Annotated in this window: 18 protein-coding genes; 5 read left to right on the forward strand and 13 right to left on the reverse strand. The window is 37.8% G+C overall.

Annotation, left to right across the window (positions count from 1 at the left end; translation table 11 throughout):
- Window positions 1-98: 98 nt before the first annotated feature.
- Window positions 99-725 carry an FMN-dependent NADH-azoreductase gene (locus tag JNUCC41_RS22625; RefSeq protein ID WP_192204950.1) on the reverse strand — a complete coding sequence of 209 codons (627 nt, stop codon included), beginning with the start codon at window positions 723-725 and terminating at the stop codon, window positions 99-101.
- Between the two features lie 233 nt (window positions 726-958).
- A complete protein-coding gene (locus tag JNUCC41_RS22630; RefSeq protein WP_192204951.1) occupies window positions 959-1,693 on the reverse strand; it encodes a YqcI/YcgG family protein in 735 nt (244 codons plus the stop codon).
- A 228-nt stretch (window positions 1,694-1,921) separates the two neighbouring features.
- Here JNUCC41_RS22630 and JNUCC41_RS22635 point away from each other — a divergent pair, with 228 nt between their 5' ends.
- Window positions 1,922-2,176 carry an alpha/beta-type small acid-soluble spore protein gene (locus JNUCC41_RS22635; protein ID WP_076369546.1) on the forward strand — a complete coding sequence of 85 codons (255 nt, stop codon included), beginning with the start codon at window positions 1,922-1,924 and terminating at the stop codon, window positions 2,174-2,176.
- Window positions 2,177-2,319: 143 nt separating this feature from the next.
- Here JNUCC41_RS22635 and JNUCC41_RS22640 read toward each other — a convergent pair whose 3' ends face one another.
- Complete coding sequence (locus JNUCC41_RS22640) at window positions 2,320-3,531, reverse strand: iron-containing alcohol dehydrogenase (RefSeq protein WP_192204952.1); 1,212 nt, start codon at window positions 3,529-3,531, stop codon at window positions 2,320-2,322.
- Between the two features lie 126 nt (window positions 3,532-3,657).
- Window positions 3,658-4,545, reverse strand: a complete 888-nt coding sequence (locus JNUCC41_RS22645; protein WP_192204953.1) for a R2-like ligand-binding oxidase — start codon at window positions 4,543-4,545, stop codon at window positions 3,658-3,660.
- A 137-nt stretch (window positions 4,546-4,682) separates the two neighbouring features.
- On the opposite strand from JNUCC41_RS22645, the gene JNUCC41_RS22650 reads away from it, so the two are divergent.
- Window positions 4,683-5,369 carry a response regulator transcription factor gene (locus JNUCC41_RS22650; protein WP_192204954.1) on the forward strand — a complete coding sequence of 229 codons (687 nt, stop codon included), beginning with the start codon at window positions 4,683-4,685 and terminating at the stop codon, window positions 5,367-5,369.
- Window positions 5,370-5,410: 41 nt separating this feature from the next.
- Here the strand turns inward: JNUCC41_RS22650 and JNUCC41_RS22655 are convergent, their stop codons facing one another.
- Entirely contained in the window at window positions 5,411-6,499 is a 1,089-nt protein-coding gene (locus JNUCC41_RS22655) for a branched-chain amino acid aminotransferase (protein WP_141994439.1), read from the reverse strand.
- A gap of 672 nt (window positions 6,500-7,171) precedes the next feature.
- On the opposite strand from JNUCC41_RS22655, the gene JNUCC41_RS22660 reads away from it, so the two are divergent.
- Window positions 7,172-8,440 carry an L-lactate MFS transporter gene (locus JNUCC41_RS22660; protein ID WP_192204955.1) on the forward strand — a complete coding sequence of 423 codons (1,269 nt, stop codon included), beginning with the start codon at window positions 7,172-7,174 and terminating at the stop codon, window positions 8,438-8,440.
- A 553-nt stretch (window positions 8,441-8,993) separates the two neighbouring features.
- A complete protein-coding gene (locus tag JNUCC41_RS22665) occupies window positions 8,994-10,061 on the forward strand; it encodes an AI-2E family transporter (protein WP_192204956.1) in 1,068 nt (355 codons plus the stop codon).
- A 448-nt stretch (window positions 10,062-10,509) separates the two neighbouring features.
- Here JNUCC41_RS22665 and JNUCC41_RS22670 read toward each other — a convergent pair whose 3' ends face one another.
- The gene (locus tag JNUCC41_RS22670; protein ID WP_228467420.1) at window positions 10,510-10,962 is read right to left on the reverse strand and encodes a YueI family protein; all 453 of its coding nucleotides are present in this window, start codon (window positions 10,960-10,962) and stop codon (window positions 10,510-10,512) included.
- 222 nt (window positions 10,963-11,184) lie between these two features.
- Here JNUCC41_RS22670 and JNUCC41_RS22675 point away from each other — a divergent pair, with 222 nt between their 5' ends.
- The gene (locus JNUCC41_RS22675) at window positions 11,185-11,928 is read left to right on the forward strand and encodes a L,D-transpeptidase family protein (RefSeq protein ID WP_192204957.1); all 744 of its coding nucleotides are present in this window, start codon (window positions 11,185-11,187) and stop codon (window positions 11,926-11,928) included.
- Between the two features lie 393 nt (window positions 11,929-12,321).
- Here JNUCC41_RS22675 and JNUCC41_RS27170 read toward each other — a convergent pair whose 3' ends face one another.
- From JNUCC41_RS27170 to JNUCC41_RS22705, 7 genes are all read right to left on the reverse strand, one after another.
- Entirely contained in the window at window positions 12,322-12,450 is a 129-nt protein-coding gene (locus tag JNUCC41_RS27170; RefSeq protein WP_260398137.1) for a hypothetical protein, read from the reverse strand.
- A 110-nt stretch (window positions 12,451-12,560) separates the two neighbouring features.
- Window positions 12,561-13,010 carry a nucleoside 2-deoxyribosyltransferase gene (locus tag JNUCC41_RS22680; protein WP_342615839.1) on the reverse strand — a complete coding sequence of 150 codons (450 nt, stop codon included), beginning with the start codon at window positions 13,008-13,010 and terminating at the stop codon, window positions 12,561-12,563.
- A gap of 291 nt (window positions 13,011-13,301) precedes the next feature.
- Window positions 13,302-13,622, reverse strand: a complete 321-nt coding sequence (locus JNUCC41_RS22685; protein WP_076369562.1) for a type II toxin-antitoxin system HicB family antitoxin — start codon at window positions 13,620-13,622, stop codon at window positions 13,302-13,304.
- Between the two features lie 110 nt (window positions 13,623-13,732).
- Window positions 13,733-14,014, reverse strand: a complete 282-nt coding sequence (locus tag JNUCC41_RS22690) for a DUF4190 domain-containing protein (protein WP_192204959.1) — start codon at window positions 14,012-14,014, stop codon at window positions 13,733-13,735.
- A complete protein-coding gene (locus JNUCC41_RS22695) occupies window positions 13,996-14,307 on the reverse strand; it encodes a hypothetical protein (RefSeq protein WP_192204960.1) in 312 nt (103 codons plus the stop codon). Before JNUCC41_RS22695 ends, JNUCC41_RS22690 begins: the two co-directional genes overlap by 19 nt.
- 55 nt (window positions 14,308-14,362) lie before the next feature.
- Window positions 14,363-15,013 (reverse strand): amino acid ABC transporter permease, encoded by a 651-nt coding sequence (locus JNUCC41_RS22700; RefSeq protein WP_192204961.1) that lies wholly within the window; start codon window positions 15,011-15,013, stop codon window positions 14,363-14,365.
- 14 nt (window positions 15,014-15,027) lie between these two features.
- Complete coding sequence (locus JNUCC41_RS22705) at window positions 15,028-15,666, reverse strand: amino acid ABC transporter permease (protein WP_076369568.1); 639 nt, start codon at window positions 15,664-15,666, stop codon at window positions 15,028-15,030.
- Between the last annotated feature and the right edge of the window lie 11 nt (window positions 15,667-15,677).

Raw genomic sequence — 15,677 nt, forward strand, 5'->3', positions numbered from 1 at the left:
ATGCTTATAGGCTTACCCTTTATTATAATCGACTTTCAGAAAAATCTGCATAGAAAAACCAGTATGCTAAAAATACATACTGGTTTCCCCTTTTATAATTAGAATTTTGCTGCAGTTTCAGCCACTTTCGCCAATCCTTCTGCAACGATATCCTGTGAGCGATCTGGGTATTGATTATGTCCCTCAATTACGACTGTTTCTGGGTTTGTTATACCCCATAAGTTCAAATTCATCGTTACGTATTTCTCTGCCATTTCGCCAGCATCCATTCCAGGCAATGCATAATCGGATCCGCGTGCATTAAGTAATGCCACTTTTTTACCTCCAACTAAGCCGACTGGGCCTTCAGCTGTATATTTGAATGTTGTTCCCGCTTGAGCAAGATAAGAAATATAAGTTACCAATGGTGCTGGAACCGTTGCATTCCATAGTGGGAAGGCAAATACTACTTTATCGGCAGCAAGGAATTGATTCAAGTATTGTTGCACGATATCGGCAATTTTCACTTCTTCTTCAGTCAATTCCATACCTTGGCTGCGTTTATATAGAGCAGTTATTGCTGTATTTCCGTAGTAAGGTAAGTTCAGGTTAAATAAATCCAATTCAGTTATTTCATCGTTACTATTTGCTTCCTTATATGTGTTCAGAAACGTTTCATACATTTTGACACTAATAGCTTGATCCGCTGGGCGGTCATTTGATTTAACAAATAATACTTTAGACATTTTTGTTCCCCCAATTGTTAATTTTGTATGTTATTAAAAAAATAGCATTTAATCCATATATCTCGAATTAACTGCAATTGCTACTTTCACATTATAAAACCGAAAATCCAATAAGGCAAGAAATTTGTTTTTTATTTTCAAATGTCCATTTTCATGAATTTTCACGGATTGACTTTTTATCCCCAATGCCTTCCAAGTAAGATACGAAAAAACCGAGAGCAATTTGCTCTCGGTTAAGTTAACTCTTTATGATGGAAGGGGCACTTACCTTTTATCGGTTCTATATCATCCCCTATGAAAAATTGTTTCCATTCATTATGATTTACATCTCCAAAGTGACTGATATCAGGATGTTTAGGAAGGTTATCCCATTTCTCCACTCGTTCCCGAACCTTTTCACGCGACATGATTCCGCCTTTTTCCGTTCCTTCCAGGCCTTCAAAGATCATCCTGGGTTGGAATCCAAGTACAAGACTATTTCCTAAATCTCGGGTTTTGCGCTGTTTATAAGCAGGTGCATTACCAAAGACGAAGATTGGTTCCCCTGCAAAATGATAGTCCCATAAATAATGCTCGGGATCTTTCGGCGTTTCGATTGGCCAAGGTTTTTCATCTGCTTTATGCAGGTATTGCAGGATATCCCAAAACCTTTTACGGTAAAATTCTATATCACCCTCTATCGATTCAGGCTCCATAAAGACAAAAAGACCATGCCTGATATATGGTGGTTCCTGAAATAAATCAAGAAAGCTTTCCACTGCTTTTGGGAGATTGGACCAATCTTCTTGGGTGATATAAGCATAACGAAGTTCCCCTTTATTTTCAGCTTTCATACCAAAATAACAAGGAAAGGTTTTATCGGTCACTGTATTATGGAATGTTTGATATTCTTTAATTAACCATTGCGGCACCCGATCGGGATTTGTCATATCTTCTTTTGTTAACAAACTTGAATTAGCAGTCAGCATTATTTTTCTCCTTACATCATTTTATTATATGTTACCCGCTTTGAATAAACTAAAACTTCTTCTGACTGGAATAAACTCAATCAATCGTATCCTATATAATTACTTCATTAGTTAAGAGATTATGACTGCATCCCAATTCATCGGAATTCAATTAAAAACTTTCGATCTGCCTATTAATCATTTTCTTTACATTGGGATAACCTAAGAAAAAAATAGGAGTGATGCAAATTGGCAAGGAGAAGGAAAATTCTAGTTTCTGAAGCACGAAAAGGACTCGATGATCTAAAAGCCAAAGTTGCTGGTACAAAGAATCCCGAAGAAGCAAAGTTTGAAGTAGCAAAAGAAATGGGCGTACCGCTGAAAAAGGATTATAACGGAGAACTGACCTCCAAGCAGAATGGAAAAATAGGCGGAAAGTTAGGCGGAGGCATGGTCAAGGAACTTATAAAGATGGCACAGGAAAACTTAGGAAAAAAACATTAAAAGAGCCGATCTCGGTTGGGGTTGCTCATTCAAAAGATCATATATTAAACGAACTGAATGAACGAAAAATTTCGGGACTTAATACATGGCAATCATTACTCAACGCAAAAGAGCCAACCTTTATAGGCTGGCTTTTTTTAGTATTAATTAATTCTCACGGGTGAAACTCTTGAAGCTATTGACATAATTAATTCCTCCGACATCGGGTAATTAGTGGCAGCTGGATCCGTCATTACTGCTTTAAGAATTCTTCCCATATCTGAATGGTCAATTCCATAGGCGCCGAAGTCGGAAGGCAGCCCAAGATCAGATAGGAAAACACGGAGCTTTTCTACCACTTTCGCTAAGATCCCTTTTGAATCTTCATCATGTATTTTCACATTAAAAGCTTCGGCCATAAAATGGGCCTTTGGAAGATATAAATCCGGATTTGTTTCCATGACGACCGGTAATAATACGGCATTAGCCAAACCATGCGGAATACGGAATAACGCCCCATATGCGTGGGCAAAGTTATGAACTGGAATCGCATTCAGTGCACTGCAAAATGCAGTGATTCCCATCATGCTTCCATGAAGCATCTCCATTCTGGCCTCAATATTCGTTCCGTCCTTTACGGCCCTCGGTAAGTTTCTTTCAATAACTCGAATGGCCTGATAAGCATACGCATCGGTTATTGTTGTCGCTGCAGGTGAAACGATCGCTTCAATTGCATATGTCAATGCATCTGCACCAGTAAACGCCGTAATGTCAGATGGCAGCCCGACTGTTAATTCGGGATCTAGAATGGCAACATCCGAACTTAAAAAAACATTGTATATATTCATTTTGACTTTTTTACGTTCATTATATATGACTGCGATCGGGGATACTTCAGAACCGGTCCCTGCTGTTGTGGCTACGGAAATATGCGGGATATTCATGGATTGCGCTTTTGGAAAACCCTCATACAGATAACCGCTTGGTATCGAATCATTTATATCCGTAATTCCTTTATATAATCCGAATTTCAATGCCTTTGCTGTATCGATGACACTCCCTCCACCAATGGCAAGTATGGCATCGGCATTCACTTCGCGTGCATATTTCAATGCTTCGTTTACACATTCACTAGCTGCGTCTTGTGTAACATCCAGAAACTGTCCAACTATTTCAGCTTTGGCACCTAATTTCTGTTGCTCAAAAGTTTCGGCAACTTTTTTAACTACACCTGCATTTTCCAAGCCGGCATCACTCACGAGAAGAATCCTTTTGGCCCCGAAACCATTGAATAGGGCCGGAATGAGTGAACGAGTGTTAGTGCCACTGTAAACTGAAGACCTTAACCAAAAATTCGAATGAGCGTTTACCTTCATAAAATTTCACCTCAGATATACTAGTTTATAATCGCAATTAAGAATTGTACATGCCCGGCTATCAAGTTTCTAATGGCCAGTCATTTTGAAATGTAAAATGGACACTAAGCTTGTCTCTTTTATCCTTTATATAACCCCATATTCCTTTTCGTTAGTTTGATAGATCTCTTCAATCCCCTTTCCTTTTGCCCTGGCTAAAATCTCCATCCGTACTGTTAATTGTTTCATGGTAAAATTCAATATAGCTTGTTGGTCATTATCAAATGGATTTCCTAACAGATCATATCCCTCAGTATTTAACGCGATGGCCAGTGGTGAAAGTTCCTCCATTCGCTTTTCAACCTGTTTAAAGATATGCGGATGTTCACTGATGATTCTCTGTAGAAGGAAGGTCCCGTAAGCAATATGGCGTGATTCATCCTTCTTCAAAAGACCCACACCTTTTAATAAACCCGGCATCATTTTATTTGCTTCGAGGGTCTGATAAAACCCAAAATACCCAGTTTCTGCAAGCACACCCTCTGTAAACATATTATAAACAGTGGCTGCTTCTGCCAATGCTTCAGGGGATTGATCGGATAAAAGTTTTTCCATGGCTTCAGGCAATATTTCATAAAAAATCGATTTATAAGTGTCTGAGTGATAAACCGTCAAATCACCCGTTTCACCTATTTGATCTAATGTATAACGAAAGAACTCCATATGCTTCGCTTCCTCGAACAGAAAAGTCGTTAAGTACATTTCTTCTTCAATCCTGCCTTCCTTGGCAATCGTCATAATTAAGGGAAGCAAATCCAAAGTCACCGCTTCTTCTCCCCCCTGAAAAAGGGAAATGATCCTTAATAACACTTGCCTTTCAATATCAGTAAATGACTTCCAATCTTCTTTATCCTGGTTGAAATCAATGTCACGAGGATTCCATATACCGAATTTCTTTGCCTTTTGATAAAGTTTAAATGGCAGGGAATCTTCTTTAAAACTCCGGCTGGTGGTCGTTAAATTCATTCTTTTCATGGTAATGCCTCCTTGAAATTATGAACTTTGAACTTTTGAATCTCTGGATTTTTTAAATTTGTAAGAGTTTTCATTATATTGTAAGATATTAGTAGCGTTTATCCTAGCACTGAAAATGTAGGGAGGAATAAAGTCGAATGCTTGAGGAAACTCTGTTGAATCATGTAAAAAAGATATCCCAACAAAAAGATATGGCAAATAAATCACAAATGATCGTAAAGGGCTGTGTGGATTTTTTTTCATTTCAACGAGCATCTTTATTCAGTTATTCATGTTTAACGGGAATGGGTGAAGGAATTTGTGCATGTACAAGTGAAGATACCTTTTCATTACATAATGTTAGAGAAAATATTCATGATATATACCCCATCCACCAAGCAGTCATCCATAACAAACCCATGTACTTAACCATCCAGCATGCAAAATCCTCCATCCCTGCAAAATACGTTAAAAGATTTTCCATCTCATCATTGGCAATCATTCCGATAATTGTGAATGACTTGGCCATCGGTTTAGTTTTGGTCGACCCCATTCACGCTAACGAGCGAATTACCAAGAATGATTTAAATAAGCTTTCCCATTATTTAAAACTGGCTGTCGGTTCAACAATGGATTCCGCCCCTCCCACTTACCTTCTAAGCAAACGTGAAGTGGAGGTCCTTCAATATTTAGCCAATGGAATGGGATTAAAGCAAATGGCACCAAAAATGAGCGTTAGTGAATTTACCGTCAGAGATCATATTTCTTCTGCTATCAGGAAATTGGGAGTGAATCATCGGACAGAGGCCGTCGCGGTTGCCATAAGAAACAAAATGATTATGTGAAAACAAAAAAAACCTTCAAAGAAGGTTTTTTTGTTTAAGTATTATTGAGTCACTTTTTCTTCTACTTTCGCAGTCCAGTTCAACTCGTCTGCGACTTTACCTGTTTGCACACCTGTCAGTGTATCATAAAGCTTTCTAGAAAGTTCTCCAGTTTCCCCGCTTTGAACAATCATTTCTTCACCATTCCACAAAAATTCACCAATTGGTGAAATGACCGCGGCCGTACCCGTTCCAAAGGCCTCTTCCAATTGACCTAATTTATAGGCTTCATGGACTTCCTCCATCGAAATGCGTCTTTCCGACACAGGAAGGCCCCAATGTTTCAGCAATTCGATAATGGAATCACGAGTAATACCCGGAAGGATACTTCCATTTAAAGCAGGAGTGATAATTTCACCATTTATTTTGAAGAAAACATTCATGCTTCCAACTTCTTCAATATACTTTTTCTCTACTCCGTCTAACCAAAGAACTTGGGCATAGCCCATCTTTTCGGATACTTCTTGGGCTTTCAGGCTCGAGGCATAATTACCGCCCGTTTTGGCTTCACCCGTACCTCCATTAACGGCACGTGTGAAGGCTGACTCCACTGCAATTTTAACTGGATGAATACCTTCTTTATAATACGAGCCCACTGGTGACATGATGATGATGAACTGATATTTATCCGATGGAGAAACTCCTAGATATGGTTCAGTAGCTATAATGAATGGCCTGATATATAAGGATGTCCCTTCTGCCTGGGGAACCCAATCCTTATCAACGCTAATTAAAGTCTTTAAGGCCTTCAACGCAAAATCAACGTCGATATCCGGTATGCATAATCGGCTATTTGAACTATTTAAGCGTTGGAAATTCTTTTCCGGACGGAATAAAATAATTTCATCCTCAGGTGTTGCATATGCTTTCAATCCTTCAAAAACGGATTGACCATAGTGAAAAATCATAGCTGACGGCTCTAATGAGAGCGGTTGATAAGGAACAATTCTTGGATCATGCCACCCTTGCCCTTGTGTATAATCCATTATAAACATATGATCGGTAAACTGCTTACCGAACTCAAGCTGGTCCGCCTGTGGCTTTTCTTTCTTTGTTGTACTAAGCGTGATTTGCATGTCATGTTCCTTCATTACCAAAACCCCTTGTTGATTAAATTTACAAGATTTCACTTCCATAAAATCTATCTTTAATTAGTTTACTCCTATCATGAATCATAGTTCAAGCCTTCAAGACGAAATTTTCGGAATTTTTTCAAAATAAATGGAATTTTTTTGATTTCCAGACTATGATTCCTGAAAAAAGGATGAATTATTCCTGAAATCTCTCAAAAAATATCAATTCCGATGGTTCGCTAAGGTGTCCTGAAATAGTGAATATTAGATTAATTTTACCAAAATAATTAAAATAAATCCAATGAGAATAATTCTAGTTATTTCACCATGGCACCTTTAGTAAATTCATTCGTTTTCCTTTTTGCAAACATAAATAAAAAGATATGCAGCAAGTCCGTGATTACAGGTGCTCTAAAAACACTTAAAGCTGATACCTACAAACGTATATATATTATATAACACCTCAGAAAATATAACTTTTTTAGATTTATAAAGTGGCTTTTTCGTGCCATTCCCAATTTTAATCAAATGGAATAAAGAGGGAAATTTCGCAAAATTCAATTTAGTAGTTTACTACTAAATAATAATCTTATATACTTATCCCACAAGATAGATAAAACGCATGCAAATTGAGATATTATAGATAAAACGCATGCAACTTTCTTATTTTTGACGAAAAGGGGTAACAACATGACAAAAAACAGATGGTTAATCGCTGTATCAGCTATCGCCATTCACCTTTCCATTGGTGGTGCGTACGCCTATAGCGTATACAAAAAACCGTTAGTTGAGACTATGGGGTGGTCAGAAACTGAAGTAACGTTAGCATTCACAATAATGATGGCGCTTGCAGGAACTTCTGCAGCCTTCTTTGGCAAATTCGTGGAAAAAAATGGTCCGAGAAAGTCAGCTATGGTCGCAGCTGTATTATTCGGTTTAGGACAAGCCGGTTCCGGTTTAGCAGTAATGGTCGATTCACTTCCGCTATACCTATTGACATATGGGGTGTTAAGTGGACTTGGCATGGGCATCGGGTACATTTCACCAGTATCCACTTTAGTCAAATGGTTCCCAGATCGCCGGGGATTGGCAACAGGAATGGCAGTATTAGGATTCGGTGCCGGAGCTCTCATTACAGCCCCAGTAGCTGCAAGCCTTATGGAATCCGTTGGCATTTATACTACCTATTATATTTTAGGAGCAGGCTATTTCATACTGATGTTCTTAGGTGCATCCTATATTGCACCTCCAAAGGCCAACTGGCTACCTGAAGGAATGAAGAAAGATATTGAATCCGGTAAGAAAGAACTAAAGAAAGACCTAAGACAATTAACTGCAAAAGAAGCGGTTAAAACGAAACACTTCTGGATGTTATGGTCCATGAAATTGATAAATACAAGTGCAGGAATCATGATGATTTCTGTAGCTTCACCTATGGCTCAAGACGTTGTTGGTCTGTCTGTAGCAGGTGCAGCAACATTAGTCGGCATTATGGGAATCTTCAATGGCGGAGGAAGACTTGGCTGGGCAGCAGCATCTGATTATATTGGCCGTCCAAATGTTTTTGTCATTTTCTTCATCATTCAAATCGGAGCGTTCCTGTTACTTCCAACGACTACAAATACACTATTGTTCCAAGGACTCATCTTGCTGGTCGTTAGTTGTTATGGTGGAGGCTTTTCAAATCTCCCTGCGTTTGCCGGGGATTTATTTGGTACTAAGGAAATTGGGGCCATCCACGGTTATCTTTTAACTACGTGGTCTCTAGGCGGGGTTTGCGGACCAATGTTGGTTACTGCAATCAGGGAAAGTACGAACAGCTACATCCCGGTATTCTACGTTTTCGCAGTATTAATAGCGATAGCATTCGTCATCTCCATCTGGCTGCGTCTCGACATTAAAAAAATGCAAAGAGCACAGAATCAAGGAGTAACGAACACATTAAGTCAAATATCCTAATTTAAAAACTTGCAAAAAGGCATTATCAAGTAAACTTCCCTAAACGGAATTTACCTTTGATGATGCCTTTTTTGTTTGTTTATGGTTATTACGGTGTATCTTTTTGAACTGTAACACAACCGAAGATTTTATGGAATATGCCATCACCCCGGAATGTTTGCTCGTACAGTTGTGATCATTTCTAATGCAGTAGCCTTGGGAAATGCAGTTAGCTGTGCAATCCTTATAGGCGGACTTTATTGAGGACTTATGCACGTAAAGGCAGGAAAACGAAAAAGTAATGATGAACGTTTATCATTCATCTTTAATTCGATTGGAATGTTTCACTTTTGAATCTAATCACCTGATTTAAAAAGCTGGAATTCGTATTTCTTATACTTTTTTGGAATTCCGATAGCTAAAGCAGCAACCAAACGAAGCTGTTGGAATTGAATACAAGACTTTCACTGTGAATGATGGTTAATTTTCAAAAAAATATCGGTGCCGGTTTATAAAGTTTAACATTAAGCTAAATCAGGGAATCAAGTAAGAGATGGATTTAGGGGGGATTGTCTTGTGGATCAATAAACCGTTTTTCAAATATGCATGCGCGACCATTTTGATCATTTTAATTATTTTTTTACTAGGTAAGATTGATTACGTTCTGCTGCCGCTACAAAAAATCATTGCTGCCATGTTTTTCCCTATTATTGTGGCTGGGCTTTTATACTATATATTACGGCCGGTAGTTAACTTATTAACTGAATTTATCCCGAGGTCAATTAGCATCTTCACCGTGTTTTTGATTATATTTAGCATGATTGGGATGGTAAGTTACTTTGGAAGTCCTGTAATCGTGGACCAATTTCAAAAATTATCTGAAACCCTTCCAAGCAAAGTCAAGGAATTCTCTAAAGAATCTGAAGTGATGATTGAGAAAAATGATTTTGGCATGGTTAATATGGAAGATCTAAAAGAAAAAACGGTCACGCATTTGAAAGATTACTCGGAAAAACTAATAGTGAATGTCAATACCATTTTTTCCACGATCACGAGTGTATTAACAGTATTGGTCATTACACCATTCATTTTATTCTATTTCTTGAAGGATGGAGATAAATTAAGACCATTTCTATTAAAATATATACCGAACGATGTTGAATCAGAGGGAAACACGATATTAAAAGATGTCGATAAAGCCCTTTCAACTTATATTATCGGTCAATTCATCATATCAATCGTCATTGGGACTTTGATGTATATCGGCTACTTGATTATCGGTCTCGATTATGCACTCGTATTAGCCATATTCGCCATGGTTTTTACCGTTGTACCATTCCTTGGTCCCTTAATAAGCATCATCCCTGCCCTTTTCATTGCCTTACAGCAAGACATTGGGTTGGCAGTGAAAGTACTCATTGTCCTTACCGTTGTTCAACAGGTCGAAGGGCACTTGGTTACACCGAATATTATGGGAAAACGGCTTAACATTCACCCGCTTACCATTATCTTATTGCTGCTTGCTGCTGGATCAATTTACGGTTTCATTGGCATTTTAATCGCTATCCCCACTTATTCTGTAGTAAAAACGATTATAGGGAATTTTAGGAAATTTTATAGATTACGAAAAGGGGTTACTTAATTAAGGAGCTATATCCTTAGTAATCCTAATTAGAAGTATTTTTTAAAAAAAGGACATCTTATCAACGCTTCAGATAGTAGGTATAGTAACCTCTATGAGAAGCGGGTTGGCTTTAGTTTTTTTCATGAAAAGTGTTCAGTTGAATCCAATAAGTTTACCTCGAACTTTAAAAAAACATTCCAGTTGATTGGAACGGAAGGCGCGAGACTCCTGCCGGAAACGCGCCAAGGGAGACCCCATAGGCGTTAAGAGCGCTGTGGAGGCTCCCGGACCGCCCGCGGAAAGCGAGTGCCTGGAGTGGAAATGAAAGTTCAATTTCACAAACCTCCAAAAAGTTCCTGTTGATTTCAAACGGTAACAAGAAGGATAACCTATTTTTGTTTTAAAATCATGGTTCGGGTGAGACCATCCCCCTTTTGTACACAAAATAAAAACGTTGATAATTCTATCAACGTTTGTTTAATAATTTTTTAACAATGCTTTTAAAAAAGGCTTTGTAACTTTTCTTTTTGACAACTTGCTGGATATGATATTTCTTCTCGATATAAATTTCCTCTTTATTTATGGCATTATGTTCTGCTAATACCAGACCCAAGTCGGAGTTATGATCTTTATTCAGGACAATTTTGTATGGGATATTATGACTCATTGCCAATTTTATATATTTCCCTAAATATTGATAGTCCATCTGACCATTTAAAAATAAATTTGAACGGGGATGCTGCTTCATCATTTGCTCTATCTCCGGATATACATTCGTTTCAAAGACTTGGCTTTTTTTTAGGACGATGACGACGCGCTCCCGTAATGTGCCCAGAAATTCCCTGCGTTCCCCAGGCTTGATTTCTTTTGGACCATGGATGCCTTGTTCTAGATAGTCCTCCACCTTTAGGCGTGACAATTCTTCCCCACCTCCGCTTTCACATCAATAATGTATGTAATATGGCCAAAAATAGTGCCCATCATTTCTACGTTTGCCAAAAAAGCAGAAAGTTGCCCTTATTTTAATATTACATATTTTTAGTCTACCCCCACTTTAAAAAATTGTCACTTTAGCTCCACTTCATGCATAGGATAGTGTATGTGTAAATGTAGGTTGCTTAAATGAGGGACGGGGAAAAACATGAAGAAATTGATGGTATTTATATTAATATTCGCTTTTAGTTTTGTTGGGTTCAGTAATACTTCAGATGCGGCAGCAAGGCAACTGATTATCATCAATAAAGCCAATAATCAGCTTGCCTATTACGAAAATGATAATTTGGTGAGGGTTTTCAGCGTGGCGACAGGAAAGAAAGCCTCCTACACCCCTGAAGGAAAGTTCAAGGTAGTGACAAAGATTGTGAATCGTCCCTATTATAAAGGCAACATTAGAGGCGGAGACCCAAAAAACCCTCTAGGTAAAAGATGGCTGGGGATCAATGCAAGGAATACACCAGGAAATACCTACGCAATACACGGAAATAATGATCCTGCCACCATTGGGAAATATATAAGTGCCGGTTGTATTCGTATGTATAACAATGATGTTCAATGGCTGTACGAAAGGGTGAAAATGAACACTGTAGTGTTGATTGCCAGTTCGAATAAATCATTTGCCACCATAGCTGCCACGAATGGCTATAAAGTGAGCGGATCTGTAAGCCTACCCGTAAATACCAGCCCTTCCCTGAAGAAAGGAAGCAGTGGCCCCCAAGTAATTGAACTGCAAAAAAGATTAACTAAACTTGGATACAGCACTAAAGGAGTAGATGGGTCATTTGGAAAAAACACTGAAATTGCTGTAAAGAATTTCCAAAAATCCAAAAAGCTCACTTCAGATGGAGTCGTCGGACCAAAAACGAAAAAAGCGCTTGGACTTAAATAATATCCAATACCGATATCCACTTTTTAGAGGATATCTTTTTTTATGTTTTAATTGTACAACCTATACATTATTACCCATATCGTCTTTATTTTCCCACCATCGGTTATTGACTTTATGTTATAATTTATACATCAACAGCTAATCATAATCGCACTGTCATTACATACAAGGAGGTAATACAAATGTACGATGAAATTCTCTTAACATCCATTAAAGCAATTTTTGTAATAGGCACCATCGCGATGTTTGTGATTTTAGGATTCGTAAAAGGACGCCGTTTTTAAATTTATCTAAAATATCCTCACCTGCCTGATTACATGTATAATTTTATACCGGTAATCAGGTTATTTTTCACTCAAAAAAAAAGCATATCCTCTCTGGGCATGCTTTTCCTTACCAATTCCAATAATCCGTTTTATCTAAAAGTTGATCGATGTCAAATGTATCAAGATGGAATGGAACTGACTCTTCCGCAATCGCTTCAGTGGCTGACAATAATTGGTCTATATCAATAATGGCCAAAACAGTCCTCTCCTTTTTTTAATGGTATTTACCCTCATTTTCATTACATTAAACACTTCGTTCAAAAGAAATTTTATTTGAGGGTATCCTTTAAATTTTACATTTGACATTCATTTTAGATGCAGTGAATCTTTTTCAGATCCTTCCTGAGAAAGCGTATGTATCAATTTAACCAGCTTATAAAAAGTCCCGCTGCAGATTGTAACCTCGGGCAGATTATGAAATATTGATTTTTTATTAATATGATAATTGTCTTTCTCGGGTGAATACACTATAATTTTCTTATTTAAAGATAAAGCATATCCAAGCTCATATAGATTACCTTTACCTGCTGTTAGGAAGATCAGCATGAAATCGGCTTCCTCAATCCCTTTTTTTTCATATTCTCCAATGCCGTCCTTTATTTGGTTTTTTTCATCATTCGTAATTAAATTCAAGTCATTCACACAAGTAAACCCTTTTGAAGTCAATTTCTTGATCAATGACCTTACTTGCTTCAAATTTTTTTCGTCTGATGCTATATAATATTTCACACATACACCTCCAAAATAAATAACTATTGATACTTTTTACCTATGTTACCTATACTATACATATTCGTTATAAAGAACGCAATATCCTTTCCCCAAAAATAAAAAATATTTAAAGGGGTTCAAGCGAACCAAAAAACCATCATTCCTTTTTCAGGCAATGATGGTTTATCAAATATGCAGTGGAATCATTTTCACCGTCGACTTCAGCTTACTCAAAAAATAATAAACTATGTACAAAATTTGGTTTGACATTCAAATGTTCATTGAATGTAAAGAAATACAAAATAAAAACCTTGTCCCCTAATCGACAAGGTTTTTTTATTTTTCATATGTGATATTTTCTATTTCAATCCTGAAGGGGGCAGCCTCACAAATATTAATTCCCCTATCCAGATTCACCTTTTCCATTTCACTTGCATCCGGGATTGTTTTTTTATCGTGAATAAAATGTTCGACCATGGCTTCCAACAGTTCTTGAGCACAGGCTAAGGCATCTACCCGATTCCTACCGCTAACGGAAGAAATAATTCCTTCTCGCCTAAAATCCGGGAAGCAAACTTGAACGGAAAAAGAATCGATAATCAACGGGTGCTTTTCATAATAGAATACGGCTGGATACTCAAAGATTTGAATGGTCAAAATATCATCCCTTCATACTATATTTAGGTTTTTAAGTTAATTATAACATGAATTTCCATTTTAAATATGTTTAATTTACTTTTCTTAGTTTTTTAGGTTAATACTTAGATTTAAAAGGTTGTTATGTCCGTACTTACTGTGAAATAAAAAAACATCAGGAAAATCAGGATCAAGATGACATTCCATATTATCCCAATGATACTGCACACTTTTCCAGCTGTCACTAATCCCTTTCCAGATTCACCAGTAAGCTTAATTTCTTGTTTACTCTTCGAAGCAAATATTAAACCTAGAATACCTAATATGATGCCTATGAATGGAATTAACAGGGATAATACCCCCATGATCAATGATACTATAGCTTTGCTATTGGTTAGTTTGATTTCCGACATATATTCCACCTTCTTTCTTCCTTTATATATACGGTTAGTAAAAGGAAAAGATTCGTTTTTTGTGTACTTATACTTCTATTATTCCTGATGATTTCAGAAATCCGCTTCCTTTCCGCAACTGTCTGCCAATCCTTCTCGCCGAATGCATCTAGCGGTGTCTCAGCTTGCCGGTTATTCGGCAGTTGTGTCGCAAATTCTTCTAGCTGGTTAGGGACTCTTCCCTGATTAAAAATGTAAAAATACATGAGCCTATCCAAGTTTTCTTTTATAACGATGGCCCGAAGTGAGAGCAATCCGATCCCTCCTTTTGTAGACAAGTAGAAAACGACTCATTCCTGAGTCGTTTTTTTAGGTTCGTTTCAATTCAAGTCTTTGGGCTACCATAGAAAGACAATAATTAACAATGAAATACATGAAAGCCACAAGGATCAAAATTGGGATTAAGTACTTTTGACTTTGTCCATATATGATTTGACCATGATGAGTCAGCTCCGGTAAAGAGATGACAACAGCTAAAGAGGTATCCTTTAATAATGAAATGAATTGGCTGACAATAGGAGGAACCATGCGGCGCAGCGCTTGGGGAAGAATAATATGTATCAACGCCTGTGTATAGCTCAAGCCTGATGAACGGGCAGCTTCCATTTGGCCTTTATCAATCGATTTAAGTCCACTTCGAATGACTTCAGAAAGCATGGCAGACTCGAAAATTGTCAAGGCAACAATGGCCGCTGGAATGATTTCCAGTTTAATCCTCACCTCCGGCAAAGCAAAATACGTAAAAAATATTATTAATAGCAGCGGTAAATTCCTTATCGTTTCTACAATCAAAGCTAATATTTGTGATAACACCGGCACCTTTGCGTAACGGATAATACCAACAAGCCCGCCAATAATGAAACTTAGAATGATGGATATAAAAGCTACCTGGAGCGTTACCCAAAATCCTTCTAATAAAAACTTAAGATTATCTGGTGTATAGGCACCTGCAAAATCCATATCATATACCTCCTTCAATTACTCTTAGCCAGACGTTTTTCCAAATAACCAACGCCAAAACTTAAAGGAATGGTAAGTATTAAGTAAAAGGCTGCAACGAAAATGTACACATCAAACACGACAAATGTCCTTGAAGAAATCAAATCCCCGTGGTACATAAGATCGAGGCCTGCAACGACGGCTAAAATGGAAGAATTCTTAACTAGATTGATAAATTGGTTCCCTAAAGGAGGTATGACTATTTTAACGGCTTGTGGCAATATGACGAGCCTCATTGCCTGCCCATATGTCAGGCCTGAAGAACGGGCAGCTTCCATTTGACCCTTTGGCACGGAAAGTATGCCCGCTCGAATTGCCTCAGCTATGAAAGATGAAGTGTAAATGGTCAAGGCCAATGTCCCTGCGTAAAGACCGCTAAGTTTAAGACCGAGAAAGAAGAAAAAGGTTATGATCAATAACGGTATATTCCGAATGAACTCGACATAGGCGGTACCCAGCCAGTTTAGTGGCTTTATCGGCGCAATCCGCATGATAGCAATAAGCACACCAAGAATCAAACTCGCTACCAACGCGATCAAACTCGACATGATCGTATTTCTAAAGCCTAATAAATACATATCCAGGTTCTCTGTTAAAATGGAGAAATCAAGCACGGCGTACACTC

The organism is Brevibacillus sp. JNUCC-41 (assembly GCF_014844095.1).
Classification (GTDB): domain Bacteria; phylum Bacillota; class Bacilli; order Bacillales; family DSM-1321; genus Peribacillus; species Peribacillus aracenensis.

Bases quoted from the DNA above. Each gene is read 5' to 3' on its own strand.
- JNUCC41_RS22625 (WP_192204950.1), bottom strand. From the start codon at position 725: ATGTCTAAAGTATTATTTGTTAAATCAAATGACCGCCCAGCGGATCAA.
- JNUCC41_RS22640 (WP_192204952.1), bottom strand. From the start codon at position 3,531: ATGAAGGTAAACGCTCATTCGAATTTTTGGTTAAGGTCTTCAGTTTAC.
- JNUCC41_RS22630 (WP_192204951.1), bottom strand. From the start codon at position 1,693: ATGCTGACTGCTAATTCAAGTTTGTTAACAAAAGAAGATATGACAAAT.
- JNUCC41_RS22700 (WP_192204961.1), bottom strand. From the start codon at position 15,013: ATGGATTTTGCAGGTGCCTATACACCAGATAATCTTAAGTTTTTATTA.
- JNUCC41_RS22645 (WP_192204953.1), bottom strand. From the start codon at position 4,545: ATGAAAAGAATGAATTTAACGACCACCAGCCGGAGTTTTAAAGAAGAT.
- JNUCC41_RS22660 (WP_192204955.1), top strand. From the start codon at position 7,172: ATGACAAAAAACAGATGGTTAATCGCTGTATCAGCTATCGCCATTCAC.
- JNUCC41_RS22650 (WP_192204954.1), top strand. From the start codon at position 4,683: ATGCTTGAGGAAACTCTGTTGAATCATGTAAAAAAGATATCCCAACAA.
- JNUCC41_RS22675 (WP_192204957.1), top strand. From the start codon at position 11,185: ATGAAGAAATTGATGGTATTTATATTAATATTCGCTTTTAGTTTTGTT.
- JNUCC41_RS22655 (WP_141994439.1), bottom strand. From the start codon at position 6,499: ATGAAGGAACATGACATGCAAATCACGCTTAGTACAACAAAGAAAGAA.
- JNUCC41_RS22690 (WP_192204959.1), bottom strand. From the start codon at position 14,014: ATGTCGGAAATCAAACTAACCAATAGCAAAGCTATAGTATCATTGATC.